The following is a 25,633-nucleotide window of genomic DNA, read 5'->3' as shown; positions in this document are numbered from 1 at the left end:
TTTGGGAGGTGCTTATGCGGGCAGGTTTGATCGCGGTCGCGGTGGTAGCGACCAGTTGGGCGGGTAACGGAGAAGCTGCCGGGCCGACCCGGCTCGCGCGCAGCGTCGAGTTGATCTCGATGGGCGGTTCTTCCGCACCGAGAGAAGCGACGAGCGTCGAGGACAGCGCCCCGCCGGTATCGGGGACGCCGGATCGAGCGATACCACCGGACTTTCGCGTTCATGATCTCAGCCGGCGCTGGGTCGAATTTCAGATGGCCGACAGCTTCAGGGCACTGCCGGAGAATGGAGGGGATTCCGGCGATGCGCCGCTCTCTGCCGCGCCGATCGACGGTACGGTTCCCGCAATGACCGCGATTCCCGTGCCTCTGTGGATGCGTGGCGGCGCCATGGTTTCCGCTGCCGCGCCGCGCTTCGTTCCGGGCTGCGCGGCTGTGCCTTATAGGCCCACCGGCTTCCTCGAGCCCGACGCAGAAGATCGGCGGGCCGGATATTATGCTCTGATGAGCAACATTGCGTGCGAGCATGGCATCCCGGTCGGTCTGTTCGATGCGATGATCATTCGGGAAAGCCGCTATCGGGCCAACGTCTTCTCGCCAAGGAACGCCTTCGGGTTGACCCAATTGATGGCGGGCACAGCGGCCGGGCTGGGAGTGAACCGCTACCAGGTGGAGGAAAATCTTTGGGGCGGAGCGAAATATCTGCGCCAGCAACTCGACCATTTCGGCCAGTACCACCTTGCGCTGGCAGCCTATAATGCGGGGCCTGGCAGGGTTCGGAACGGCCTTGTGCCGCAGATCTCCCAGACGCGCGACTATGTCGACAATGTGCTGTTCAACTGGTCGCGATTGAGCGGATTTCAGCGGCGCGCGATCGTCCTGCCGCAGGTCGCGACACCTCCTCGGGGACCGGCGCGCCCGACAGGGCGGATGGCTACCGTGTCGGCGTTCTAGGACTGGATGGCCGCCGGCCGACGATATTCTGGCGATAGCCTGACCGCGCCTAAATCTGGAATTCATCGCCGTCGGTGATCCTGGCGCGTCGCTCGCGGATTTTCACGACTTCCTCCGCCACGCGCTTCACGACGGCCTTCTGCAAGGGCACGCCCCAGTCTCGTTTTACTTCGGAGCCGTCGATGCCGTTGATCTCGTCGAGGGCCTCGATGATCTTGCGCGGCAGGCCGACGAACATTTCGCAGAGCATGGCGATGACCGTGGCATAACGGTCCTTTTCGGGCGGTTCAAAGCCTTTGAAGGTTTCGATGCAGATGTAGGCCTGCAGGATGTTGGTGCCGAGCGCGCGAAGGATCTTCTCAAGCTCCGGCTGCGTCATGATCGACCGCTTGTTCGGGTCGCTATGAAGGAGGAGGCCAAGCCGGGATTTGTTGATGCCTGTCAGGAGCGCAAGCTTACGCTGGGCGGTGTCTCGCGCCGCCATGGTTTGCAGGATCAGGGGTATATAGTCCCGCTCGAGCTCGTCTCCTTCGACGGCCTCCACGAATCACTCCCCCACCTTGGCAAGAGATGACATTTCAATCTCCCAGTGCCGAACGGATTGGGAGAGACAATCATAGGCGATTCGGCAATGCAAGCCCGGTCTGCACCAGACAGGATCATGATGCGGTCGCTAAGACATTGTAGAGAAAGCCGCTTAATTCCACCCGCCGTTTGTGAATCCATTCTGCCCGCTCGAGACCGATTCGTGAGAATCGAGCTTTTCCATGACGCGCGCGGTCTTTTGTTCGACCACATAATCGAACAAGAGCAACGATATAGCGTCAGCGACAGTTAGTTCTGAATCCAGGCGCCTGCTAAGCAAATTCTTCACTTCATCAAGGCCCTGAGCGCTGGTCTTTGAGATATTGAGGGTCAAGCGAATGCTCCCGCCTGATGGGATGGAGTGAAGATGCTCCTTTAGTGTCCCGGAATCATGGCCACTGATCTTTGGACCCCGCGAGCTTCTATGATCAATCAAACTCGAAAGGGTTTGATGCCGTAGGGTTTCGTTTGAATGCAGACGGATACTTTCGGAGGTCAGCCGAAATAGGGGCTCGGAGATGTCGAGGGTAACGTCTCGTGAGTCTGCGGCGCCCATAGTGCCCACGTCCTGCAATTGCGATCCATAACAAGCCCGATCGAAAGCCTGGTCCTGCTACTGCGGTTATGAACCGAGAAGGCATTAATATCCGACAAATTTGCGTCCGACTCAATCAGGATTGCGGTGTGTCCCCAATTGCGGGGCGGCATGCCCCGTGATCACGGTCGTTCTGCCCTTCCTGTACGGGCGCAACACCCCCTTTTTCGGGGCACCGCGCCCCGGTTGCAGCAACGAAAAAGGAGAATCACGAAAAAAGATCGCCGCTTTGACGGGAGTTGAACAGCGCCCCGTTGCGAGCGCTGGGGACGTCCGACCACCCTTTGCTTGGGCGCGGATCCGTCGCGTCTCATGTGAAGGAAACCCCACCATGCAGTCAGTCCTCAAAAAGAGTGGGCGCACGGAGCTGGCGATCATCGCCATCGTCGCGCTCGTGTTCGCCTTCTTCTGGTTCGCGGGCCCGGCCTTCGCCGGCACCGACAACACCTTCGATACCGCGCTCACCAAGTTCACCGACTTCCTCGAGGGATCGGGCGGAAAGATCATCACGGTGCTGTCCCTCGCCGGCGGCATCGTGGCCTTGGCATCGGGCCGCTTCTCCATGGGGCAGATCGCCATCCCGGTCGGGGTCGGTGTCGGCGCCGGAACCGGCATTCCGATCGTCACGTCCACGGTGACGGCGACGATCTGAGCAATCCCGCGATCGGACGAAGTAGCAGCTTCGGCCGATCCAAGGAGAGGGTGGTGCAATGGCGGACAAATACGTCATCCCAACTCATCTGGATGATCCCGAGCTGATCGGGCTGTGGACCCTGGATGAGTTCCTGGCGATGGTCATTCCCTTCGCATGGGGGATCCTGTCTCAGCATATCCTCATTGGCGTAGCGCTTTCGGGTGCGGGCTGGTGGGGTCTCAGAAAAGCTAAGGCGGGCCGGGCCATGTCGTGGCTGCTCCATCTGGCCTATTGGCATCTTCCGGCCGGCTTCACCGGCTTGAGAGCCACGCCACCCTCGTACCTTCGGTTGATGGCGGGCTGAGATGGAACTTTCCTATAGCCATTCGCACAGCCAGCGCGTGCTCCGACAGCGGAATATCCTGGCGGTCGTCGCAGCCGCACTTTCCGCGCTTTCCATATTGCTGCTCACCTTCACGGTGTCGCGCGATCGGGAAGTCGTGTTGCAACCGATCCTGCGCTCGCCCATCACGGTGAGCTCGGCGGGAGTGAGCCGCGAATATCTCGAGATGGTGACGCGCGATACGGTCGTGCTCACACTCAATCGCAGCCCGCAGAATCTCGAATACTGGATGAACTCGGTACTCGATATCGCCGCCCCCGAAGCCCAGGGCAGGATCAAGGGCGATCTGCTCAAGATCGTGAATGAGCAGCGCGGGTCGTCGATCTCCCAGTTTTTCACCATCGAGAAGATGGAACTCGACACCAAGGGTCTTCACTCGGAGGTCTCCGGCAATCTGCACACCGTGGTCGGCAACAAGGTTGTTTCGAACGAGAGCCGGACCTTTCGCTACGATTGGAAATATTCCGGCCTGTCCCTGAAGCTGATCGGCTTCGGCATGGTGACGGCTGAAAAGGGGAAGGGAGAGTGATGTCGGTCTATGTCATCGGCTGTGCCGCCACGGGCACGGCTTTCCTCTCGCGCATCCAGTGCCATGTGAGCCGCGGTCTGGGCGCGGGACTGATCGCCGCGGCTGTCTTTCTCGCGGCGGGGCCCGCCTGGGCGGACCAGACGCTCATGGCATCCGACAGCAGCCAAGTGGATTGCACGGCTTCCGCAAAGGATCTCACGCGCATCAGCCTTGTCGAGGATGAGTTCGCGTCGGTGTCGAAAATCTCGACCGGCAATCCGACGGACGATTTTTCCGTCGTCAACGAGCCCGTCCGAGGCGACATCTACCTTTCGGTCCCGGACGGGTTCACGAAGCCGGCACTGTCGTTCTTCGCCACCAGCAAGCGCGGCTACGTCTACAAATTCGTGTGTCGGATCAGCGGGGATCAGGCTGCTCAGGTTTTCGTGTCGAACCCCGCGATCGCGAATGAACGCGCCGCGGAGAATGCCCCCGCCGAAAGGCCGGGCCCGCAGGACGCTGCGATCGACCTGGTGCAGGCCATGTATTCGAACGGCGTCGTCGACGGATACGAGATGCGCCAGCGCGCTTTGCGGCCCGTCTATGTAGGCACCCTCAAGGTGCAGATGATCGCGGAATACCGGGGAGCGGAACTCAACGGCAAGGTTCTGCGGATCGAGAACAAGGGCCCCGCCGACGTCGAGCTGACCGAAGCTACGGTCGCGCCCGCGAGCGCGCTGGCCGTGTCGATCGCCGAGCGCAAGCTCGCACCGGGCAGGGTCACGACTGCCTACCTCGTTTCCCGGAACACAAGGTGAGGACATGGCCCTTTTCGATATCCTGAAGCGTAAGCGTCCCGCCCTCGATGGTGGCTCGGACGAAGATGTCTCCCCCTTGTCCGGCGACCTGGCCGGTAATGAAGCGGTCCGGCGCAAGCAGCGGCTGCTTCTGGCGGGTGCGGCGGGCACAGGGCTGATCCTGTCGTCGTTCTGGATATTCGGCGGCGAGGACAAGGGCGCCAAGTCCGGTGAGGATGGTGTGTCGGAGGTCACGGTTTCCACCAAGGATCTGGTGAACCGGAATCTCTCCCAGCAGGAGTGGATGGCGCTCTCCGAGAACCGCTTCCAGTCAACGGAAAACCAGCTGAAATCGATCGACGGCCAAAATCAAAGGCTCGAGACGTTGGCCGCGCAGGTCGAGGCGCTCAAAGGCCAGAACCAGGCGATGCAGGCCGATGGCCAGCGCGTGCTCTCCGCTTATCAGGCGGAGAACGAACAGCTCCGACGACAGATCAACGAGCGCCAGACTGCGCCGGCCCCGGCGCCCGGCCCAGCAGCTCTCTATGGCGCCAATGGACCTCAAGCCTATCAGCGGCCGGAAGGGGCCGCAGGGACGCCCGGCCGCGCGGGCATCGGCGGGGCGAGCGAAGTGAAGCTCGTCAACTTCTCGACCGCCGAGACGGGCAACGCGACGCGCGTGGCCAAGGGCAACACGACCTATACGGACAGCGTCAATTACCTGCCGCCCAATAGCTTCGCGCGCGCCAAGGTGATCGTCGGGGTCGATGCCAGCGCCGGGGTCAACAGCCAGACCGATCCGCTGCCTGTCGTGCTGCGCGTCACCGGCCCGGCCCGGTCGGTCTACCAGAATGGCCGGCTGCTCACGACGAAGATCGAGGGGTGCCTGGTCAACGGCGCGGCGCGCGGGGATCTGTCCAGCGAGAAGGTCTATGTGAAGCTGCAGAAGATGACCTGTCCGCAGCCCGGCGGCCGCTATGCGGTGTCCGAGGTAAAGGGCTTCCTCGCCTTTGGTGGCAAGACAGGCGTTCGCGGCCGGGTCGTTTCCCGCGAAGGATCGCTTGTCACCCAGGCGTTCATCGCCGGACTGGCCGGGGGTTTTGGCCGGGGGTTCTCGGCCAACGCAAACAGCGTGTTCCAGGGCACCAACATCGCCACCAACGGCCAGCGTTCCAAGCTCTCGACCGGAGACATTCTCGAAGGCGGTTTCGGGGAGGGCGTCGCCCAATCCGGCGACATGGTATCGAAATATCTGATCGAGCGGGCCGAGCAATACCAGCCGGTGATCGAAATGCCGACCGGCATCGACGTCGAAATCGTCTTCCTGGAGGGTGTCTATGTTCGCAATTGATCGTGTTCGCTCGCTTACGAGGCGCTCGCGTCTCCTCGTCGCTGCTGTCGCTGGCCTGAGCCTGGCGGGTATCGCGCTCGCGGCCGACACGGATAGTCCAGAGGACCGGGTCAGGGCGTTGCTGAAAGCGCGGCTGCCAAAGACGCCCGTGACCGCGATGGACTGCGGGAAGGTCGCGGGGCTGTGCGAGGTCACGGCCGGCGCGAACCTGTTCTATGTCGATACGAGCGCGCGCTATCTCGTCATAGGCCGGATTTATGACATGCAGACCCGGCAGGATCTGACCGCTGCCCGGTTGCTCGAGATGAACCCCGACATGCTGGTGGGGTCGGCTGCCCGGGCGAACGCCATGGCAGAGGAAGGAGATGCGGAGGGCGCGACGCGCCTGGCCGCCGCGCCGACACGGGTTGAGCGTCCGGTTGCGCCTGCGAAGCCTCGCACGCTGTCTCTCTCAAGCTTGCCGCAAGACGGTGCGATCGTGTGGGGCAATCCCGCTGGTCGAACCGTCACGGTCTTCACCGACTTCCGCTGCAGCTACTGCCGCGCTCTCACTGGGGTTCTCAAGGAGATGAACCTGCGAGTGGTCGAGCGTCCGATCTCCGTCCTGGGGAGTCGCGATGTCGCCGATCGGGTTTATTGCGCCAAGGATCGTGAAGCGGCACTTCATGCGGCCTATGCCGGGGAGCCGATCAAGGCTGGCCCGGCCTGCAACACATCGGGCCTCGATGCGAATGAAGCATTCGCGCAGCGCAACGGGCTGAACGGCACACCAGTGATCGTTCGCAGCGATGGAGCCGTGCTCGAAGGGTATCGGCCGCGCGCCTTCCTCGAGAAGTGGCTGCAGGAGGCGCAGTCGTGATGGATACGCTTCCTCAGCGCCGACGCCTCTGGCTGACTTCTTCGCTCGGCTTGTGTGGTCTGCTGGGTCTCAGCGGATGCGCGGCGCTTGGCGGCAACATCCGGGGCGACTTTTCCTGTGCAGCGCCCGACGGCATCTGTGCGCCGAGTTCGACGATCGACGACCGGGCACTTGCCATAATCTCCGCGGAGGGCGTGGAGGGCGAGGCCCTGCCGACGGCGGGCACCCCACGTTCGTCGTCCGGTCGAGGCGACCGGACCGTTGCGGCACCGACAGCCCGGATGGCCGCCGCCGATACCTCGCGCACGAGCGAGAAGGTCCTGCGGATCGTATTCCAGCCCTATATCGACGAACGGGGGCGCCTCCACGAGGCAAGTGCCGTCCATGCCGTCGTTGCGACCGGGGAATGGCAGCAGGCGCTCCAGCAGCCGGTTGTGGCAGGCGCGCCGCCCGTTTTGGGGCTGCGTGGGTCGCCCGAGACTCTTGCCGATGCGGTTGATCGATCCGATCCGCCGGGCGCGGCCTTCGTATCCAGCGATCCGGATGCGCCCGATCCGGCGGCTGTGGCGGCAGCCCGCGCGCGGAAGCGGGACCCTATCGAGGCGATCAGGGCGGACGTCGCTGCACGCCTCACCCCCAAGGCAGGCAGTGCGCCTGCCGCTGCGACGGCGGATGGAGCAGCCCATCCTTCGTCCGCGGCCGTCTCGCCGGCGCCTCCATCCCCCGTGGGTGCGCCGGCGAGCGATGGTTCCGGCGTGCTCCCCGGGGCCGAGAAGCCGCAGGCTGGTGCCTCGGCAGCGGGCGTTCAGGCTGTCGAGCGCGTGAAGGCTGATCCCGTCTATCGGGGGATTGCTGGTTCGGTTGCGCGAGGCGCGCGCGATGCGGCTGCACAGAATGGCGCCGCGCCGGTTGCGCCCGCTCCAACGGTTCGTGCGCCGAATTTCCCGGCGACCGTGCAGGAGGACAATTAAGATGGCGGGCAAAGCCGGTTTGATCGAGAGCCTCCTGTCCGGTATTCTTGGCGACAGTGCTCGCCCTGATGCCGGCCGGCCTGAGCTCGGCGTGCCCATGCTGGCGGACTGGCTGCCGTATCGCAGCTTCGATGCCAAGACGGGTATCTTCTACAACAGCGCGTCTCGAGGTTTCGTCATCGAGGCGGCCCCACTCATCGGCGCAGACGAGCGGACCGGCGAGATCCTCACCCAGTTTCTCTCCGAGGCGATTCCCGCGCCCGGTTGTCTTCAGTTTCATCAATGGATGAGCCCTCGGGTTTCCGAGCGCCTCTCCCGCTGGTACCTTCCGCGCTATTCCGCCCGGGGCGTCTATGAGCGGATGGCCAAGCATCGGATCGATTTCCTGACCGATGGCGTGTGGCGTTCTCTGTCGGCCGATGCGCCCTTCTCCTTGCGCAATCACCGTGTCGCGATCTCCTATTCGACGCCGGAATCCTCAAGCGTCTCGGTCGAGGAGATCGTCGCGGTGATGGACGGGCTCATTTCGGCGCTTGCCTCGATCAACGTGTCCGCGCGCAAGATGGACCCGACCGACCTGATCGGGTGGGTGGACGACATCACATCACCAACGACGGCCGCGGGCGAGGACGTGGTCAACTACAACCCGCTCGATCCCATCGCGGACCAGGCGGTTCGCCGCGATGTCGAGCTGCACATTGAGCCGGATCGGATGCTGCTGAGGACCGAGCGCTTCCGGCCGACCGGCGCTACGATCGATGACGCGCCGGAGATCGGTGAGATCCTGCCGGATGTCTTCGATGTTCGCTCCTTCTCGGTCCGCAACTTGCCGACGCGATGGGCCCCTTGGGATGTCGCGCGCCTCATCGGTGACATGTTTACCGACAAGCTGCGCATGCCTTGCCCAGTCGCGACCAATCTGTGCGTCGAATTTCCCGATCCGCTGGCGGCGACCAACAAGGCCAGCTTCAAGTTCATGCGGACCACCAGCCTCGCGGATTCCAAGTCCGCCCGCTTCCTTCCGCAACTGCGAGAACAGTCGCAGGAGTGGCGCTATGTGAACGATGAGTTGCGCCAGGGGCGCAAGCTGGTGCGCGTATTCTTCTCGGTCACGTCCTTTTCGCCCAAGGGGAAGGGAGACGCGAACGAGCGCGTGCTGAAATCAGTGTATCGGGCGGCGGGCTGGGACCTGCTCGACGATCGCTACCTGCAGGTGATGGGCCTGCTGTGCGCCATGCCGATGACGATGGCGAACGGGCTTGCGCGTGATCTCGAGCGCATGAAGCGGATGCGGACGCTGTTGACGACGACCGCCGCGAATCTCGCGCCCATCCAGGGCGAATATCTGGGCGGCCAGGTGCCGCACCTCATGCTGATCGGCCGCCGCGGGCAGCCCTTCTTCTGGAGTCCGTTCGAGAATGCGGCGGGCAACCATAATGTTGCGGTCTTCGGCAAATCGGGTTCAGGCAAGTCGGTGACGCTCCAGGAACTCTGCGCGTCCCTGTGCGGCGCCGGCGCGCGGGTCGTCGTGATCGATGACGGCCGCTCCTTTGAACATTCGGCCAAGCTGCAGGGCGGCGCTTTCGTCGAGTTCACCATGGCGTCGGGCTTCTGCCTCAATCCGTTCAGCATGATCGACGAGGAGCTCGCCCAGGCCGACGAGGACTATCTTCTCGACTGCATGGCGATGCTCAAGGCCATCGTGAACCAGATGTCGCGGCATATCGACCGGCTCAACGATACCGAGCGCGGCCTCATCGACGGCGCGGTCAATAGCGTCTGGGAGGCAAAGGGACGGAAGGGGTCGATCGACGACGTGATCGCAGCCCTCGATGCGACCGGCAACGGGTTGGGGCAGGATCTCGGTATTGCGATGTGCCCCTTTTCGTCGGGCGGCACCTATGGCCGCTTCTTCCAGGGCGAGGTGTCCTTCGAGCTTTCCGCCCAGCTTACGGTCTTCGAACTCTCCGACCTGTCCTCGCGCGAGGAACTGCGCAGCGTCGTGCTGACGGCGATCATGTTCATGTCGCAGCAGATGATGCGCAAGGTCGACCGCGCGATCCCAAAAGCACTGCTTCTTGATGAGGCGTGGCAGATGCTGCGCGGCGGCGCGATGGCCGATTTCATCGAGACCTATGCGCGCACCTGCCGCAAATATGGCGCTTCGCTGGTCACCGCGACGCAGTCGCTCAATGACTATTATAAATCCGCAGGTTCGATCGCCGCGCTGGAGAACTCGGACTGGTTCGTCATTCTCCAGCAGAAGCCGGAGACGATCGCGGATTTCAAGAAGCACGATCGCTTCGAGATGGACGACTACACGGATGCCTTGCTGCGGTCGCTCAAGATCAATGGCCGGGAATATTCCGATATTCTGATCAAGGGGCCCGAAACCCTGGCGGTCGGTCGGCTCGTCCTCGATCCGTTTTCCGCCACGGTCTATTCGTCGAGCCCGGCCGTTTACGCGGCGGTCGAGAGCCTTGTCGCCCAAGGTCTCAGTATGAACGAGGCGATCGAGCGGCTCGCGTATCCCGACAGCCCGGAAAAATGGGTGAGCAATCTCGTCCAGACGGACGAGGTCGCGGTCGCGGCGGAGTAGCGCGGATGGCGACCAATCCGGATCGAGGGACGGACCGCCAATACGCCGGATTCACGCGGCGCGAGTGGCAGCGTTCGCTCCACTTCCTTCTGCACGGTTGCGGCTTTGTCGGTTCGACATTGCTGATCACCTGGGGCCTTTTCGTCCTCTTCTTCCTCGCCATCGGCGGCTTCTCGTTCGACGGCTTCGTTCACCAGCTGAACAATTTCACGAGCCGCTATGTCGCCGCCGAGCCTACGCGGACCGGCGCTTTTCTCGACATGTTCGCGGCCGCGCACATGGTCCTGTCCACCGCCGTCATCGCTCTTCGCGCGACCCGCATCCTGCCCCCGCGCCAAGTCGAGGGAGATTCCCGTCATGGCTGAACAACCTCAACTCGACCTCTCCCTTCCTCCCTCGACGCCTGAAGTCCGTGGAGCGAAGCGCAGAGTTGGCTTTGGCGGACTCACGAGGGTCCAGATCGGCATGTCGCTGCTGCTAATCGCGGCCGTCATCTGGGGCATGTGGGTAACCCGGGCGCTGACCCAGTCGAAGCCGGACCACATTGTCTCGGCGCGGCTCTCCTCGCTTGTCGGGGACTATGTAGAGGCGCAGCGCTTTTCCGGTTCGCCGCCCGACCGAGTACGGGCCGAGATGGAAGCGTTCATGTCGTCGCTCGACAAGGAGCTGCAGCGCAGGAGCCAGGACGGCCAAATCGTCCTCGTCGGCGAGGCGGTGCTCACCAAGAACGTCCCGGACATCACGGACAGCCTGAAGAAGGCGGTCTTCGCATCCGGCGTGCCCGAGCCCAAGCGTATGTCGGTCGAAGATCTCCAGCGTCTGCAGGAGCTTTCTGCCGCGCAGTCCGCCGTGACAGGCTCGCGCCAAGCACCATCGGCAACGCCGGGTGCGACCATCGACCCGATGGCCGGCATCCCCGGTGCAGGGTCGCAGTTACTGGCAGCTCCGGCGCAACAAATGCCGCCGCAAGTGCCCGGTGCATCGGTTTCGACTTTCGGAGGCCCCAATGGCAACGGCGGCCAGTGAGCGCCCGCCCGGGCGCTGGCGCCCGCGCAAACGATTGTGGGGCGCGCTGGCGGTGGGCATCATGGGCACGCTCGGGCTGAGTGCGATCAGCACCTGGCGCGACGAACACTTGCTCCTGGTGAACGCGACGGACTCGCTCCCGAATTGGGCGTTCCTCATTCACCGCAAGCAGCGCCCGGCTCGGGGGGACTTCGTGTTCTTCGATCCACCGCAGAGCCGCCTCGTGCGTCGCCATTTTGGTGCGAAGCCCAAGATGTTCGGGAAAGTCGTCTACGGCATGCCCGGAGACATGGTCGCTCATCAGGGCGCGGTCGTCACGATCAACGGTAAGCCGGTCGGCCGCATGAAGCCGCAAACCCGGTATGGCGAGCCGCTCACGGTCGGCGCCGTCGGCGTGATTCCGGCGGATTGCTACTATGCAGGTTCACCGCATCCCGATGGCTTCGACAGCCGCTACGCCGAAATCGGCTTTGTTTGTGCGCGGCAGATCATTGGTGTCGGGGAGGCCATCCTGTGAAGAAGGTCCTTGCTGGCACCGCGGGTGCGGCGCTCCTGATTGCCGGGGTGGTGGTGGGCATTCCGGTGCGCACGGAGGCGCGGGATTACGGGCAGACGGGGCAGGCATTTCCGGTGATCGAGCCGGACCTGCTTGCGACGATCGAGACGCGGCTCAAGCGTGCCGAGGCCAGCGGCGAACTCGCCCGGACGAATGAGATGTTCGCGAAGCGGGCAGAGGCGAAAGTGCGTCGTCCGACACCGGTTGCAGGCATCACGCCGGCCCGCAGGGCGCGCGAATGGGATTTTGATCCGAGCGTCCGGGTTGAGCAGGACATTCGCGACCAGAAGGGAAACCTCATCGCTGCCGCCGGTCAGTCGATCAATCCGCTCGATTTCGTCAAGATCAGGCAGGATCTTGTCTTCATCGACGGCGACGATGACGAGCAGATTGCCTGGGCCACCGCACGATACACCGACCTCAACGCCAAGATTATCTTCGTCAGCGGCTCGCCGATCGAGGCGATGACGAACCGGAAAAGGCGCTTCTATTTCGACCAGGAGGGTAAGCTCACCTCCAAATTCGGCATCGAGCATACGCCTGCGGTCGTTCGGCAAGCGGGCCGCGTGATGCGGGTGTCCGAGCAGGTACTGAAGACGGGGAGGGCTGGCTGATGCCGTTATGGCTCGACCTGCTGCGCACGCCCATGGCCGCGCCCGAAACGCCGAAATTGAGACGGATGCGTTTCATCTGGCAGGGCCTATGCCTGACTACCGCGACCGGCGCCGGATTGTTTGGACCGATCCACCGGGCGGTGGGCAGAAGGGCCTCGATCGCGATGGCGGTCCTCGTCTTCGCCTGCGTCTTCTGGACGGTGTTCTATCTCATGAGGAAACAGCGCGCGGATCGCGCATTCCTCGAAGCCTTGGTGGAAATCGAATGATGCGCTGGCTTCGCTCGATCGTGGGTGCGTTTGCGCTCGTTCTGGTGGCCATGACCTTCGCGCCCCGCGCCGAGGCGGCGCCGACCTGCAATGGCAAGTTCGTGAACCCAATCACTGACGTGTGCTGGTCGTGCCTTTTTCCGCTCTCGGTCGGCGGGCTCAAGATCTGGCCGAGTGGTCGGCCGGACCCCGGCAACCCTGCATCGCCGATTTGCGCTTGTGCCGATCCACTCCCTCGCATCGGCATCTCCGTCGGCTTCTGGGAGCCGGCGCGCCTTGCTGACGTCACCATGAAGCCCTGGTGCTTCCCCAATCTGGGCGGCATCCGGATCGCGCCGGGCTTCGACATAGGCCAGGGCTATCTGGCCGGCCCGTCGATGGTTGGCGGGCGATCCCAGAGCACGGCCAAGTGGCACGTCCATTGGTATGTCTATCCTCTATTGTACTGGATGGAGATCCTGACCGATTTCGTCTGCTTCGAGCAGGCCTCGTTCGACATCGCCTATATGACCGAGGTCGATCCGCTGTGGCAGGACGACTCCCTGGCCGCGCTCATCAACCCCGAGGCGATCGTCTTCGCAAACCCGATCGCTCAGGCAGCGTGCGCGGGCGACTGCATCGCCGGCACTGTCAACCTGCCTCTCGACCCGCTTTTCTGGTGTGCCGGCTGCCAGGGCTCCATGTATCCGCTGAACGGCAACATCCCGTCCTCGATCGGGCATGTGCAATCGTCGCGGCTCGCGGTCTCGCGCTTCGCCTACAAGATGCACCGCGAGGCCCTTGCATGGGGCACGATGGGTTCGAAGGGGCTCTGCGGCAAGTATCTCATGCCGATCATGCGAAAGCAGCAATATCGCTTCCAGATGGTCAACCCGATCCCGACCGTGAGTGGGCGCTTCGCGTGCTCGGCGATCGGTGCCTCGACCATGCCGCCCGACGCGGGCCGCGCCTATCCCGCCGGCGGCGAGGACATGGGGTACCTCGTCTGGCGCAAGCGCAACTGCTGCGTTTTCTAGGAGATCCACGATGCGCCTTCTTCCCCTGGGCATCCTGGCCCTCCTTGGAACTGCGGGAGTCTCAGCTCTCCTCGCCCAGACCGTCGATGGCGTCGATGTCCAGGCTGTGAAGAAGCGCGCTGCTGACCTCGCGGCCGAAGCGCAGGCGTTTGTCGACCAGGTGAAGGACCGCGGCGATCAGTTCCGGGAAGATGCGGCCGCGACACGCGCGGCCGGAACGGAAAATATGCGGCGGGTCGCGGCACGGGATCTTCCCAAGGGCCCGGCGGGGCCGGTCGATTTCGACGAAATCGTTCAAGGCGCGTCGCAGAACGTGAGTGCCAATGGCGGCGAAGCCCCCCAGTTCATCGCTTTTGCGAGCCTGTCCATGCCGGACGATGCCCTCAAGCAGCTCGTGCGCGACACGGCCGCCGCCGGCGGCGTGGTGGTCTTTCGCGGATTCCCCAACAACTCGGCCAAGGAGTTCGTGGCGCGGTTGAGCAAGGTGGTGGACAAGGGGCAGCTCGCCAGCATTGGGATCGATCCGCGGCTGTTCCGCGCCTTCGAGGTGCAAGCCGTGCCGACCTATGTGACGGTCTCCTCGGATTTCGATCTGTGCGCAGGCTTCTCCTGCGCAACCAAGGTGCCGCCCTATGACCGCATGATTGGTAATGTGACGGTCGAATATGCGCTGAGCACGTTCGCCGAGGGCAATGGCCCCGGTGCCCGGGTGGCGGCGGTGGCGCTTTCAAACATGAAACGGGCAAACCAATGATCCTGCGCCGCATCATGGGTGCGCTCTGTGCGCTGCTGCTCGTCACCGAGCCTGTCGGCGCGCAGACCATGACCATCGACCAGGCCCGGGAAGAAGGCAAGACGATGGCGCAGGAGAAGCGGAACGACTCCTCGCTGGTGCCGTCGAGCGATGCGCAGGCGGCGGCCGTGCCGGGCTACTCGGGGACTAGCCAGCCGCAGAGCACCTATTTCGATGATCCAGACAGGCTGGTTTCCGACGCGCAGGCGACGAAGTCGGGGAATGAAAGCTATCGGGTATCGACCGACGCTGATCACGTCCGACCGACCTTCAGCAACGCCGACATTTTGGCAACAACCAATCGGGCCACGACGGTCGAGAACGATCCGACGACCTATCTTGAGGGCGAGGAGATTTCGAGTGGCGCGGGCTCCTGCACGCCCTTGCCCCCAGGGTCGAGCGGCATGGGCTACTACGAGGCGACCTGCAACCAGGGCACTAAACTCGAAGATCAGCCGCGGTCCTGCTCGATCACGATGGTTCCAGAGACCACGACCACCGACGCCTACAAGTTCTTTGTCGTCCCGACTGGAGCTTATGGTACCCCCTTTGCGCGTTATGACCAGATGGTGCCGCATCTTGCTGATGGCACCTGCAAGCCTACAGGCGTCGTCATGCAGGCATGCGCTGCGCACCGGATTTACGGCGTCGACACGAACAAGTTCTGTGACGATTACAACGCAACCGAGTATGTCTGCTCAAAGAACCTGACCGACCTTTCGTGGCTGCCGAGCCCGATCACCGGCCAGGGATGGCACGCCAGGACGACCCAAACTGAGGTCACTGTGAAGCGGGTCGATGGCTGCACCGGTCTCGCTGGCGACACGATGTGTTCGGCTGATCCGGCGGGCGAAGTTTGCACGGAAGGTTTGGAGACGCGGATCATCGATGGGGTGCCCGTGACTCAGCCCTGCTGGGCGTGGAAGCGGGATTTCTCATGCAAGGTCATGACCGCGGGTAACGATTGCGGCGATCTCGAGGCCAACGCTTCCTGCACCTATGTTCGTGATGATTGTCTGGACGATCCCCAGGATGGGGCATGCAAGGTAACGGAGAAGGTCTATCGCTGTCCGACGCCGGCGAGTGATGTGCCCACCGACAACCAATATATTTGCGGCGACGATGTCTATTGCGTGAACGGCGACTGCGAACCGATCGTTCGTGAAGCGTCAACCGAGTTCCGGGACGCGCTGGTGGGTCTGCATGCGCTGGATCAGGCCGGGAAGGAGTTCGACGAAACCAACTATCGCGTTTTCTCGGGCGACCGCGAAACCTGCCATAAACCCGTTTTTGGGCTCATCAATTGCTGTGCGGGCAAGGTCTCGGGTGCCGTTCCGATCGCAGCCGGCGCGGCGGCGCTGGCGGGTGGCCCGGCGGCCATCGCTGCCTTCGCCACGCCTTTCCTCGTCCTCTTCGCGTGCAGCCAGGACGAGATGAAGCTGGACATCAAGGACCGCATGGGTCTCTGCCACAATCTTGGCAGCTATTGCTCGTCGAGCTTCCTGGGCATCTGCTCAACCAAGCGCACTGCTTATTGCTGCTTCGAAAGCAAGCTCTCGCGTGTCCTTCAGGAACAAGGCCGCCCCCAGCTCGGCAAGAGTTGGGGAAGTGCGAAAAAGGAACAGTGTCAAGGGTTCACCATCGACGAGTTCGCGCGGCTCGATTTGTCGGTGATGGATTTCACCGAAGTCTACTCGGACTTCATGGACGCAGCGAAACTGCCTGACGAAGTCCAGACCATGACCGACATCCAAGGCAAGATTCAATCCTACTACGATCTCCATGGAAAGTGACGTGGGCCTGATGAATCTCGCGCTGGGGGAGGCCGCGACGCGGCCCGAAATCAGGGAGAAAGAGCATGCCGATGCCGATATTTGAGTTGCCCGCCATCGTGACGGCATTTCTCGCGCAGCCCGTCGTGAGCCTGCCTCCGCGACCGGCGCCGGCATCGTGCGTTTCGCGGCATCCAGACACGGTGGCGGACTGCTGCCTCCATTTTACGGGTTGGGACGTCGGCAACGACCGCTTGCGTCCCGACTCTTCCGCGCAGGTTTCCAATGATCGAGTGGGGAGGGCGCACCATGCCGATCTTCGGTAAGGTTTCGATCCTGGCCGTCGCCTTGGCGGGGGCTGTGTGGGTGCCGCCGCTTATGGCGCAGGATGCCTCGTCGGCGCGGAACGATGCAATCGAGCAAGACAGGTCCGACCCATTCTATTGTGGCGAGCGCAGGCTCGGACAATGGTTCTATTGCGCGACACCCAAGCCGGAGGAGGCACCCTCGCCACCGGAGCGCCCGAAGGAGGAGAGGGCCACCGATCGGATCGCTGCGATCACCAGGCAGCTCGATGAACTGAAGGCACTCGCCATCCTCGATCCGACTGAGACGAACGTCATCAACTACATCCGCTTCCAGCGCGAGCAACTCGATCGGGCGTCGACCTTCTCGGATACCTGGCAGCGCGCCCTCTGGCAGAACCCGGATCTGGACTACACGCTGCAGCGCCCCGTTTCGACAGTCGGCAAACGCCTATGGCTCGACAATCGGCAGGCCGACCGGGACGCGGTTCTGACGAACCTCGGCCAGCGCTACGGCCTTTTCTATTTCTATGCGCAGAGCTGCGGTGCATGCGAAGTGTTCGCCCCAATCCTGCGCTCGGTAACGGATAGCCATAGGATGACGGTGATGGCCGTCTCTATGGATGGTGGCCCCAGCAGGGATTTCCCGAATTACGTCGTCGACTCCGGCCAACGGGCGCGGATGGGGGTCCCTGGTAACGAGACGCCGGCGCTGGTGTTGTTCGACACCCAGACCAAGCGGACGATTCCGGTCGGCTACGGCGTGCTCAGCGCCGACGAAATCATGGACCGCATTTTCATGCTGACCAACACCAAGGTCGGGAGCGATTACTGATGGCACGGCTTGGAAGGATGGGCGCGCTGCGCCGTAAGTTTGGCGCGGGCATGGCGCTGGTGGCTGCCTCCCATTTCGCGGTGGTGGGTGTTGCGCGCGCGGATGTCGCATCGGAGATGAACGGCTTCTTCAACGACGCCGGATCGGCGGCCAACGTGACCGGCCCGACGGCCTTTCAGGGCCAGTCTGCGGGCTATTACTCGCTGGGCAATGTCTGGACGCGCTTCCCGCAGAAGAGCGTTTCACCGTTCAATCTGCAGCTTCCCAGCGCTCGGGCTGGCTGCGGCGGCATAGACCTGTTCTCCGGCAGTTTTTCCTTCATCAACGCCTCCGAGATCGTGGCGATGCTGAAGGCGACGGCCAACAATGCCCTGGGTTTCGCGTTCAAGCTCGCGATCGATTCCGTTTCGCCCGAAATCGGGAAGGTGATGGACGAGTTCAGCCAGAAGGCGCAGCTCCTGAACCAGATGAACATCTCGAGCTGTGAGACCGCGCAGGCTCTCGTCGGGGGGATTTGGCCGCAGATGGAGACGACGCGCTCCACGATCTGCGAAGCGGTCGGCAACAGCCAGGGCATCTTTTCCGACTGGGCGGCATCTCGGCAAGGCTGCAACAATGGCAATCGGCGTGACAGCACGATTGCCGGGAACACCGATGCCAGCATGAAGGACCAGCTCGTCGGTGAGCCGCACAATTACACCTGGGAGGCGCTGAAGAAGTCCGCCAAGTTCGGAGCATTCGACCAGTCCTTCTCGGAATATATCATGACGCTGGTGGGCACGGTCGTGACCACGCCCTCCAGCGATCCAAGCGTCGGCGGCAAGGTCGCGATGTTCGGTCCCGCTGAGGAAGCGGTGGTGACGGCGTTGCTCGACGGAACCGCCGACGCACCGCCGGTCAAAATCCTGAAATGCAATGACGAGAATTGCTACGATGTCGGAGAGCAGACCTTGAGCGTGCCGGCATCCTCGGCGCTGCGGCCGCGGATCGCAGCGATGATCAGGTCGATGAGCGACAAGATCCGTTCCGATACGCCGCTCAATGCCGCCGAAAAGCAGCTTTTGAACCTTGCGACGGTGCCGCTCTACAAGATCCTCGCGGTCCAGGCTTATGCACATTACGCGCTGACGGACGGTGAGATCGAGACACTCTCCGAGATCGTGGCGGTCGACCTGCTGGCGGCGATGCTCGACAACATGCTCGACCGGGTAGAACAGGCGCAAACGCACTATCAGACGTTCGATCAGGCGACAGCCGCGCAGTGGAAGCAGCAGATCGCGGCCACGCGGCAGAAGTTTGCCCAACGCGACGTGAAGCTCTCCAACAAGCTGCAGGTAACGATGCAGATCATCAACCGCAGCGTCATGCTGGAATCGACGCTCCAGAATTCGATGACGCCGGGGATGGCTGCCGCGCTCAATTTTTCGCGCGGCCTCAATGCTCAGGGGCTCAATTAAGCGCGGGGGAGCAGGCCGATGCTTGAGGTTTTCACGGTCGGAGGCGGGGAATATCTCGTAAATATCTTCAATGCGGTGGCGGCCTGGTCGGGGGGCGGGGGCTATCGTTCGCTCATCCGCGTCGTCATGGTGATGGGTCTGATCTATTCGCTGCTCGTGGTGGCCTTCACGCTCAACTACAAGGTGTGGCTGAACTGGTTCCTGCAGGCGACCGCAGTCTACCTCTGCCTCATGGTTCCGACAGTGAGCATAAAGGTCACGGACCGGATCAATCCAAGCCTCGCGCCGGCAACGGTCGATAACGTCCCGATCGGCCTGGGCGTCCTTGCGAGCTTTACGACGCAGGTTGGCGATTGGCTGACGCGAACGGCTGAGACGGTTTTCGTCATGCCGAGCGAACTCAACTATTCGAGCAACGGGATGATCTATGGCGCGCGGCTGTTCGACGCGACCCGCAATTTCGTCATTCGCGATGCCGAGTTTTCCACTAACCTGGAAAACCATTTCAAGAACTGCCTGTTCGGCGACGTGATGCTCTATCAGAAGTCGCTCACCGATCTGGCTAAGGCCACCGATCTCTGGGCTGCGGTCGGGCCTGGCTCGGAGGCGCGATCCCAACAGTGGCTCGAGCGTCAAGGCGACGGGACGGTCAACAGCTTCATAGTCACCTGTCGGCAAGCCTACCAGACGCTCGATGCCCAATGGGGACCGATGATCGAGGCCAACACCCCACTTTGGGGCAAGGAGGCTTATCCCAAGCTCAGCAACGCGCTTGCGGCAGATAAGCTCAAGCATGACGTGCCGATCGTCAGCGCGGCGTTTACGGGTTCAAGCGGCAGCTTCGCCGAAGTGATGCGCCAGAACACGGCGATCAATGCTTTCATGCAGGCGCGCAACTCGATGTCGGGCGGAACCGGAGCCGCGGCGATCGACACGTTCGCGCAGACCCGCGCCGACATCCAGGCGCGCAACACCTATAATTCGATCGCCCAGCAGGCGATGGCTTGGGTGCCGATCCTGAACATCGTTCTGACCGTGGTCTTCTTCGCGATGTTTCCGATCATTTTCCCACTGTTTCTTATGCCTCAGACCGGCATCAGCTCGCTCAAAGGCTATGCGACCGGCTTCTTTTATCTCGCCGCATGGGGTCCGCTTTATGTGATCCTTCACATGATCTGCATGACGCGCGCGACGTCGGCGGCCGCCAGCGTGGCGGAGGGCGGGGTTTCGCTCGGAAGCTATGCAGGGATAGGTGCCGTCAATAGCGAGACGGCGACGATCGCCGGCTTCATGCTGATGAGCGTGCCGTTTCTTGCCGCCGGCCTTGCGCGGGGCGCGATGTCGATTGCTGGCCAGTCTATGTCGATGCTGGCGCCCGCGCAAAACGCCGCGGAAGCGGCTGCGCTCGAGCAGACCACGGGAAACTATTCCTATGGAAACGTAAGCTGGGCAAATTCGACATCGAACATGCGCCAGGCCGATCAGTGGACCACTGCGCCCAGCTATATGGGCGGGGCATCGAGTTTCGGTTGGCGGCAGGACAATGGCGCGCTCGTGACGGGCTTCGGCAACGGTCAGGAAGTGTTCGATACGTCGGGTGCGATTTCCCGACTAGGCTTTACGCCGACGATGACCACCGGCTCGGTGGCGGAATGGCGCGAGATGGCGAGCGAAGCGCATCGCCAGGCGCAGGCCTATGAGAATGCTGCTGCCGAAGTGCTGACCGCGACCCATGCCAACCGCAGTGCCTTCGGCACTTCGACGGAGCGGTCGTCCGGTTGGGATTCAAGCAGCGGCCGACAGGCGAACACGTCGGTCGAGCAGTTCGACAGGAGGACCGGCAGTAGCTCGGAGGGCCTGGAAGAGCGCGACACGATATCACAGGGCCAGCGCATTGGACAAAGCCACGACCGCCAGGCGCAGACCACCGATCAAATTTCGGGGACTATCGCGGCCGGGGCGGGCGGACGTCAGGGGATGGGCGCGAATTCTGGTCGTGGAGGAGGTCTTGGCCGTCCGCCCAGCATTGGGGGTAGCATTTCGAAGTCGGGCAGCCAGACAGATTCACTGCGTCATACGACCGACGACACCCGCGGCAGCGACAGCGCCAACACGTCGTCGAGCGGTGTGCGGGATGAACATGCGAACGGCACCGGTGCGTCGATGTCCGATGGGACCTATTCGCGCAGCGGCGGCTTCAGCCGGGCATCGGCTACGTCCTCCTCATCGGCAAGCACGGAGGATTCGCTGGCGCTCGCGAAGTCCTATTCGGAAACCGCGCGCCGCCTCGAAGAGCTCTCGCAGCAGTTGTCGCGCGACGCCAGCTATGCCGAGACGCACGGCATGCAACTCAGTGAGAATCTGAGCCAGGATCTTGCTCAATGGTATCGCCGCCAGCAGGTCGAGAATCCGGGGCTCGATGCACCCGAGCTTTGGGCGACCGATCTTTCCGATCAGCAGCGGCTCGTGCGCCAGGAGATGATCACGCGCTGGATGCACGATAAGCAGGACGGCATCCGCGCGGAGATTGCTGGCCGGTTGCGCGATCCGGACCTTGTTGATGTGGGCCAGCCGAGTGTCGCGAGTGCTGCGGATGTAAGGGCGTCCTACCGGCCGCATCGGCCCGGGCACCTGCCCGCTGGTCCCACCGACGGTGGAGATGTAGGCGCCGCTGCGATCATCGAGGCGGGTAAGGCAGAGTTGAGCAACGACCGTACGGCGGGGCAGATTATGCGTGGCCAGCGAGTCCAAGGTTCTGTCGATCTGGAACAGGAAGTGAACCGCGATCATGATCGCGGCTTCTTCCAGGATCCTAAGCTTCGTGAATAGGACTAGAGGATATAGAATATTGCCCCGACAAAGCTCGCCATAAGCGCATAGGCGAGAGCATAACCGATCAGACCGCCTCGGGTCGGGTTTCCCTGTTCGTCGGTGATCATTTCGATTTCAGGGATATCCTCCTCAACAATCGCGTAGATAGGACTGCCGGACAAATCCTTCGTTCGATTGTAGGTGTCGAGGTCGAATTTTACGATCCGCATTGCGAACTCCGATTGGCATCTAGATATCCGGTTCCGGTTTTGTTCGCAAGCGGCCTTTCACTTTGTCGGTCCCTATTTGTGCCGCGGGTAGTGTGCCTTTAAGAAGGTGAGCGATGGAGAGCGGGGATGAAATTGAGGGTTCTGGTTTGTGCTGCCATGGTCATGGCGACCGCCGGCATCGCTGGGCATGTGTCGGCGAAAGAACCGCAACAGACAGAGCAGGAATGCTCGAGAAGGGCCCAGGCGGCCGCCGAGCAGCTTCGAGGTATAGCGCGCGCAATCGAAGCCGAGGTCGATTATGCCGAAACGCATGGTGGTGCTTTCTCGCCGGAACTCACGCAAGAATTCGTCCGATGGTATCAGGCTGAGAGTAGCAAGGCGGGGAGCGGCTTGCCTGAGCTTGGGAGATCGGATGCCAGTTCTGACGAGGGTCGGCGGCGGCAGGCCGCGGTCGATCGTTTCGTCAACGAAAGGGCGGCTCGTCGGAAAGCCGAGATGGACGCGATTCACAAAAGGGCCGCAGTGGGTTGCCCTCCGGCCGTTCCATTGCGCTCTGCTAACTAGCCATCGCTACGAAGCGAGGATACCAATCCCGGCGTTGCCCTTCATGCAGGACTGGTCAGGCTAGGGACGAGCGATGTCGTATCAAGCGATATTAGCAAGTTTACAGAAAAATGATAAACTGACATAACCTCGCTATGGACGCCCGACGCAACCCTTTCGCTCCTGGCGCTGGCACTCGCCCTCCTGAACTGGCCGGCCGAGATGCGCTGCTCGAACGCAATGCGGTCGCTCTCGACCGAATCCGGATGGGCCGGGCAGCGCGCCCCTGCGTTCTCTATGGCCTTCGCGGCGTCGGCAAGACCGTGCTGCTGACGGCGATGAGGAACGCCGCTGAAGGGGAGGGCATGGCCATCGTCGCTATCGAGGCACCGGAGAATCGGTCGCTCCCCGGCATTCTCGTACCGGCGCTGCGCGCTACGTTGCTCAGGCTCGATCGCATGAAGCAAGCGTCGGAAGGCGTAAAGCGTGCACTTCGCGCCCTGGCCGGTTTCGCGAAGCTCAAGGTGAAATATGACGATCTCGAGGTGGGTCTGGACTTCGATGTCGAACCCGGCCTCGCAGATAGCGGCGATCTCGAAGCAGATCTTGCCGATTTGATTGTCGCGATCGGCGAAGCTGCCAAGGAGAAGGGCTCCGCGGTCGTCCTGGTCGTCGACGAGCTGCAATATGTCCCGGAAGAACAACTGGCGGCTTTGATCAGCGCCCTTCATCGGGCCAGCCAGAAGCAGCTTCCCGTCACGATGATCGCGGCGGGGTTGCCACAGCTTGTCGGCCAGATGGGACAGGCCAAGTCATACGCAGAGCGGCTTTTCGAGTTCGTAGCGGTCGGTCCGCTCGATGATATGGCAGCCCGCGACGCCATTCGGCTTCCGGTCGAGCGTGAGGGGGAGGCCATCGATGATGCGGCGCTGGATGCGATCCTCGAACAGACCCAGGGCTATCCGTACTTTCTCCAGGAGTGGGGGAAGCATAGTTGGGATGTTGCCGACGCTTCACCGATCACGGGCAACGATGTCGCGGTGGCAACACGCAGTGCTCTTGCCGAACTGGATGCCAGCTTTTTCCGTGTGCGGTTCGATCGCCTGACGCCAGCGGAGAAGCGCTATTTGCGTGCAATGGCGACGCTTGGTGCCGGACCTCACCGATCGGGAGACGTCGCCGAAGCGCTAGGCGTGAAGGTTTCGAGCGTAGCGCCCACGCGGAACAGCCTGATTTCCAAAGGCATGCTCTACAGTCCCGCGCATGGTGATACCGCGTTCACCGTTCCATTGTTCGATGCGTTCATGCGCAGGGTCATGCCGGAGGGATAAGGGCGTTCCCGAACATTGAATTATATGATACCGATATATCAATAGTATATCATTGTTGGAACTTTCGAGGATTGATCGACCTTGGAATTTATGGCATAGATATACTGTGAAGGTAGTTCGAACCGATAAATTGAGGTCGTTGCTCGATGCGTGGGAGCCGCATACTGTGGCGACCAGTCCGCATCTGAAAGCGCTCGGCTTCACCGCGCAAGACGTGCAGAATTACACCGCCTCGCATTGGCTGGTTTCCCTGGGCCGTGGCGCATTCAAGCGCCCGATGGAAACCGTGACTTGGCAGGGCGCGCTCTACAGCGTCCAGTCGCAACTCAAATTACCAGTCCATGTGGGTGCGCTAACAGCGCTCGAGATGACCGGCAACAGCCACTATCTGCGGTTCGGAGAGAGCAAAGCCTATCTCTTTTCTCCGCTGCGCGTGGTTCTGCCGGCATGGTTTCAGACGCACTGGGGGGATGAGGTCCGGCATATGCAGAGCAAGCTCTTGCCGAACGAGTTCGGGCTCACCGAGCAGCGATCCCCGGAAGGCTATCCGTTGACGACTGCCACGCCAGAGCGCGCCATATTGGAGTTGCTCCACCTTGCGCCCAAGGAATTCGATCTCGTCGAGGCCGGCCAAATCGTCGAAGGCATGACATCGCTTCGGCCCAAGCTCATGCAACCCCTGCTTGAAACCTGCGCGTCGGTGAAGGTCCGGCGGCTGTTCCTCTACCTTGCGGAGCGGGTCAACCTTCCCGTCATGCGGCATCTGAACGTGGAGAAAATAGACCTTGGCAAGGGGGACCGTAGCTTGGTGAGGATGGGGCGCTATGTCCCGAAATATGGGCTTCTCCTGCCCAAGGAGCTCGTTTCGAATGGCGGTTGAGCAATATCGGGACCAGGTTCGTCTCTTGTTGGATGTGCTGCCGCTGGTCATGATCGAGCCGGTTTTTGCGCTGAAGGGCGGCACGGCGATCAACCTGTTCGAATGGGATCTCCCGCGGCTGTCGGTCGACATCGACTTGACTTATCTTCCTGTCCAGGATCGCACCACATCCCTCGGCGCGATCAGTGAGGCGCTTGCTCGGATCAAAGCGGAAATTGAACGGCGCCTCCCTCCAACCCGCGTAACCCAGACGCGACAGGGCCAAGAAGGCATGGAGGTCAAGCTCAACTGCCAGCGCGGCAAGACCCAGATCAAGGTCGAGGTGAACCCCACACTGCGCGGCCATCTCCTTCCTCTCCGCGATCTACCATGCTCCGGCCGCGTGCAGGAGAGATTTGAAGCATTCGTCGAAGCACGATGCCTTTCGCATGGCGAGCTTTTTGGCGGCAAGATCTGCGCCGCACTCGATCGGCAGCATCCGCGCGACTTGTTCGACGTGAAGCGGCTGCTGGACGGCGAAGGACTCGTTGACGAGGTCCGCTACGGTTTCATCGCCGGTTTGGTAAGTCATGGACGTCCGGTCGCTGAACTTATCCAGCCGAAGCGCAAGGACCAAGGTGCGACCTTCAAGGCGCAATTCGAGGGAATGCCCTTCGAGCCGTTCAGTTATGAAGATCATGTTGCCACGCTCGATCGTCTGGTCGCCGCGGTTGGTGCTGTGCTGGACGACAAGGATCGGCGTTTCCTCGAAAGCTTCGAGGCGGGCGATCCGGAGTGGAGCGATTTCCCACTGCCGGCGATCCGCGAATTACCGGCCCCACAATTTAAGTTGATGAACATCCGCAGATTTAGAGAGGCTCAACTGCAGAGGCACCAAGCTGGCCTTGCGATATTACATGAGGTGCTCTTCAAATAGGCGAGGCTAGAGGAGTTCTCGGTT

General features: G+C 62.2%; 27 protein-coding genes. 24 read left to right on the top strand and 3 right to left on the bottom strand.

Annotated features, from left to right (window positions below):
* Positions 1 to 14 precede the first annotated feature (14 nt).
* Positions 15 to 953 carry a lytic transglycosylase domain-containing protein gene (locus tag YP76_RS20780; protein WP_046765508.1) on the top strand — a complete coding sequence of 313 codons (939 nt, stop codon included), beginning with the start codon at positions 15 to 17 and terminating at the stop codon, positions 951 to 953.
* 49 nt (positions 954 to 1,002) lie between these two features.
* Here YP76_RS20780 and YP76_RS20775 read toward each other — a convergent pair whose 3' ends face one another.
* Positions 1,003 to 1,497 carry a hypothetical protein gene (locus YP76_RS20775; protein ID WP_046765507.1) on the bottom strand — a complete coding sequence of 165 codons (495 nt, stop codon included), beginning with the start codon at positions 1,495 to 1,497 and terminating at the stop codon, positions 1,003 to 1,005.
* A 153-nt stretch (positions 1,498 to 1,650) separates the two neighbouring features.
* On the bottom strand, positions 1,651 to 1,872 hold the full coding sequence (locus YP76_RS28835; protein WP_232307671.1) for a hypothetical protein: 222 nt from the start codon (positions 1,870 to 1,872) through the stop codon (positions 1,651 to 1,653).
* A 592-nt stretch (positions 1,873 to 2,464) separates the two neighbouring features.
* Here YP76_RS28835 and YP76_RS20765 point away from each other — a divergent pair.
* The 19 genes from YP76_RS20765 (at position 2,465) to YP76_RS20675 (ending at position 21,727) form a co-directional block, all read left to right on the top strand.
* Positions 2,465 to 2,785, top strand: coding sequence for a TrbC/VirB2 family protein (locus tag YP76_RS20765; RefSeq protein WP_046765506.1), 321 nt, complete (start codon positions 2,465 to 2,467; stop codon positions 2,783 to 2,785).
* A gap of 58 nt (positions 2,786 to 2,843) precedes the next feature.
* Positions 2,844 to 3,131, top strand: a complete 288-nt coding sequence (gene traL, locus YP76_RS20760; protein ID WP_046765505.1) for a type IV conjugative transfer system protein TraL — start codon at positions 2,844 to 2,846, stop codon at positions 3,129 to 3,131.
* A gap of 1 nt (position 3,132) precedes the next feature.
* Entirely contained in the window at positions 3,133 to 3,699 is a 567-nt protein-coding gene (locus YP76_RS20755) for a type IV conjugative transfer system protein TraE (protein WP_046765504.1), read from the top strand.
* Positions 3,699 to 4,496 carry a type-F conjugative transfer system secretin TraK gene (locus tag YP76_RS20750; protein WP_046765503.1) on the top strand — a complete coding sequence of 266 codons (798 nt, stop codon included), beginning with the start codon at positions 3,699 to 3,701 and terminating at the stop codon, positions 4,494 to 4,496. Before YP76_RS20755 ends, YP76_RS20750 begins: the two co-directional genes overlap by 1 nt.
* Positions 4,497 to 4,500: 4 nt before the next feature.
* Positions 4,501 to 5,826, top strand: a complete 1,326-nt coding sequence (locus YP76_RS20745) for a TraB/VirB10 family protein (RefSeq protein ID WP_046765502.1) — start codon at positions 4,501 to 4,503, stop codon at positions 5,824 to 5,826.
* The gene (locus YP76_RS20740) at positions 5,813 to 6,685 is read left to right on the top strand and encodes a DsbC family protein (RefSeq protein ID WP_046765501.1); all 873 of its coding nucleotides are present in this window, start codon (positions 5,813 to 5,815) and stop codon (positions 6,683 to 6,685) included. Before YP76_RS20745 ends, YP76_RS20740 begins: the two co-directional genes overlap by 14 nt.
* Positions 6,685 to 7,656 carry a TraV family lipoprotein gene (locus tag YP76_RS20735; protein ID WP_046765500.1) on the top strand — a complete coding sequence of 324 codons (972 nt, stop codon included), beginning with the start codon at positions 6,685 to 6,687 and terminating at the stop codon, positions 7,654 to 7,656. The genes YP76_RS20740 and YP76_RS20735 overlap by 1 nt, the downstream gene beginning before the upstream one ends.
* A gap of 1 nt (position 7,657) precedes the next feature.
* A complete protein-coding gene (gene traC, locus YP76_RS20730) occupies positions 7,658 to 10,255 on the top strand; it encodes a type IV secretion system protein TraC (protein WP_046765499.1) in 2,598 nt (865 codons plus the stop codon).
* Between the two features lie 5 nt (positions 10,256 to 10,260).
* Positions 10,261 to 10,620, top strand: coding sequence for a hypothetical protein (locus tag YP76_RS20725; protein ID WP_046765498.1), 360 nt, complete (start codon positions 10,261 to 10,263; stop codon positions 10,618 to 10,620).
* Positions 10,613 to 11,281, top strand: a complete 669-nt coding sequence (locus tag YP76_RS20720) for a type-F conjugative transfer system protein TrbI (RefSeq protein ID WP_046765497.1) — start codon at positions 10,613 to 10,615, stop codon at positions 11,279 to 11,281. The genes YP76_RS20725 and YP76_RS20720 overlap by 8 nt, the downstream gene beginning before the upstream one ends.
* Positions 11,262 to 11,798 (top strand): S26 family signal peptidase, encoded by a 537-nt coding sequence (locus YP76_RS20715; RefSeq protein ID WP_046765496.1) that lies wholly within the window; start codon positions 11,262 to 11,264, stop codon positions 11,796 to 11,798. The genes YP76_RS20720 and YP76_RS20715 overlap by 20 nt, the downstream gene beginning before the upstream one ends.
* Positions 11,795 to 12,451: a type-F conjugative transfer system protein TraW gene (gene traW, locus YP76_RS20710; RefSeq protein ID WP_046765495.1), complete on the top strand. Its 657-nt coding sequence runs from the start codon at positions 11,795 to 11,797 to the stop codon at positions 12,449 to 12,451. Before YP76_RS20715 ends, traW begins: the two co-directional genes overlap by 4 nt.
* Positions 12,451 to 12,720, top strand: coding sequence for a hypothetical protein (locus YP76_RS20705; RefSeq protein WP_046765494.1), 270 nt, complete (start codon positions 12,451 to 12,453; stop codon positions 12,718 to 12,720). Before traW ends, YP76_RS20705 begins: the two co-directional genes overlap by 1 nt.
* Entirely contained in the window at positions 12,717 to 13,736 is a 1,020-nt protein-coding gene (gene traU / locus YP76_RS20700) for a conjugal transfer pilus assembly protein TraU (RefSeq protein ID WP_046765493.1), read from the top strand. The genes YP76_RS20705 and traU overlap by 4 nt, the downstream gene beginning before the upstream one ends.
* Positions 13,737 to 13,746: 10 nt before the next feature.
* Positions 13,747 to 14,490, top strand: a complete 744-nt coding sequence (gene trbC, locus YP76_RS20695) for a type-F conjugative transfer system pilin assembly protein TrbC (RefSeq protein WP_046765492.1) — start codon at positions 13,747 to 13,749, stop codon at positions 14,488 to 14,490.
* A complete protein-coding gene (locus tag YP76_RS20690; protein WP_046765491.1) occupies positions 14,487 to 16,322 on the top strand; it encodes a conjugal transfer protein TraN in 1,836 nt (611 codons plus the stop codon). The genes trbC and YP76_RS20690 overlap by 4 nt, the downstream gene beginning before the upstream one ends.
* A 357-nt stretch (positions 16,323 to 16,679) precedes the next feature.
* Complete coding sequence (locus YP76_RS20685; RefSeq protein ID WP_046765565.1) at positions 16,680 to 17,441, top strand: conjugal transfer protein TraF; 762 nt, start codon at positions 16,680 to 16,682, stop codon at positions 17,439 to 17,441.
* Positions 17,441 to 18,898, top strand: coding sequence for a conjugal transfer protein TraH (locus tag YP76_RS20680; protein WP_198147565.1), 1,458 nt, complete (start codon positions 17,441 to 17,443; stop codon positions 18,896 to 18,898). Before YP76_RS20685 ends, YP76_RS20680 begins: the two co-directional genes overlap by 1 nt.
* A gap of 18 nt (positions 18,899 to 18,916) precedes the next feature.
* Positions 18,917 to 21,727, top strand: coding sequence for a conjugal transfer protein TraG N-terminal domain-containing protein (locus YP76_RS20675; protein ID WP_046765490.1), 2,811 nt, complete (start codon positions 18,917 to 18,919; stop codon positions 21,725 to 21,727).
* A 2-nt stretch (positions 21,728 to 21,729) separates the two neighbouring features.
* Here the strand turns inward: YP76_RS20675 and YP76_RS20670 are convergent, their stop codons facing one another.
* Positions 21,730 to 21,939 (bottom strand): hypothetical protein, encoded by a 210-nt coding sequence (locus tag YP76_RS20670; RefSeq protein WP_046765489.1) that lies wholly within the window; start codon positions 21,937 to 21,939, stop codon positions 21,730 to 21,732.
* A 126-nt stretch (positions 21,940 to 22,065) separates the two neighbouring features.
* Here YP76_RS20670 and YP76_RS20665 point away from each other — a divergent pair, with 126 nt between their 5' ends.
* The 4 genes from YP76_RS20665 to YP76_RS20650 all read left to right on the top strand — a co-directional run bounded on the left by YP76_RS20665 (position 22,066) and on the right by YP76_RS20650 (position 25,609).
* Positions 22,066 to 22,503 carry a hypothetical protein gene (locus YP76_RS20665; RefSeq protein ID WP_046765488.1) on the top strand — a complete coding sequence of 146 codons (438 nt, stop codon included), beginning with the start codon at positions 22,066 to 22,068 and terminating at the stop codon, positions 22,501 to 22,503.
* A gap of 134 nt (positions 22,504 to 22,637) precedes the next feature.
* Complete coding sequence (locus YP76_RS20660) at positions 22,638 to 23,813, top strand: AAA family ATPase (RefSeq protein ID WP_046765487.1); 1,176 nt, start codon at positions 22,638 to 22,640, stop codon at positions 23,811 to 23,813.
* 106 nt (positions 23,814 to 23,919) lie between these two features.
* Positions 23,920 to 24,693, top strand: a complete 774-nt coding sequence (locus YP76_RS20655) for a type IV toxin-antitoxin system AbiEi family antitoxin (RefSeq protein ID WP_046765486.1) — start codon at positions 23,920 to 23,922, stop codon at positions 24,691 to 24,693.
* Positions 24,683 to 25,609, top strand: coding sequence for a nucleotidyl transferase AbiEii/AbiGii toxin family protein (locus tag YP76_RS20650; protein ID WP_046765485.1), 927 nt, complete (start codon positions 24,683 to 24,685; stop codon positions 25,607 to 25,609). The genes YP76_RS20655 and YP76_RS20650 overlap by 11 nt, the downstream gene beginning before the upstream one ends.
* The last annotated feature ends 24 nt before the right edge of the window (positions 25,610 to 25,633 follow it).

Source organism: Sphingobium chungbukense (assembly GCF_001005725.1).
GTDB lineage: Bacteria > Pseudomonadota > Alphaproteobacteria > Sphingomonadales > Sphingomonadaceae > Sphingobium > Sphingobium chungbukense.
Note: the sequence above shows the minus strand (reverse complement) of the source record. Positions and strands in the feature narration are given on the sequence as shown.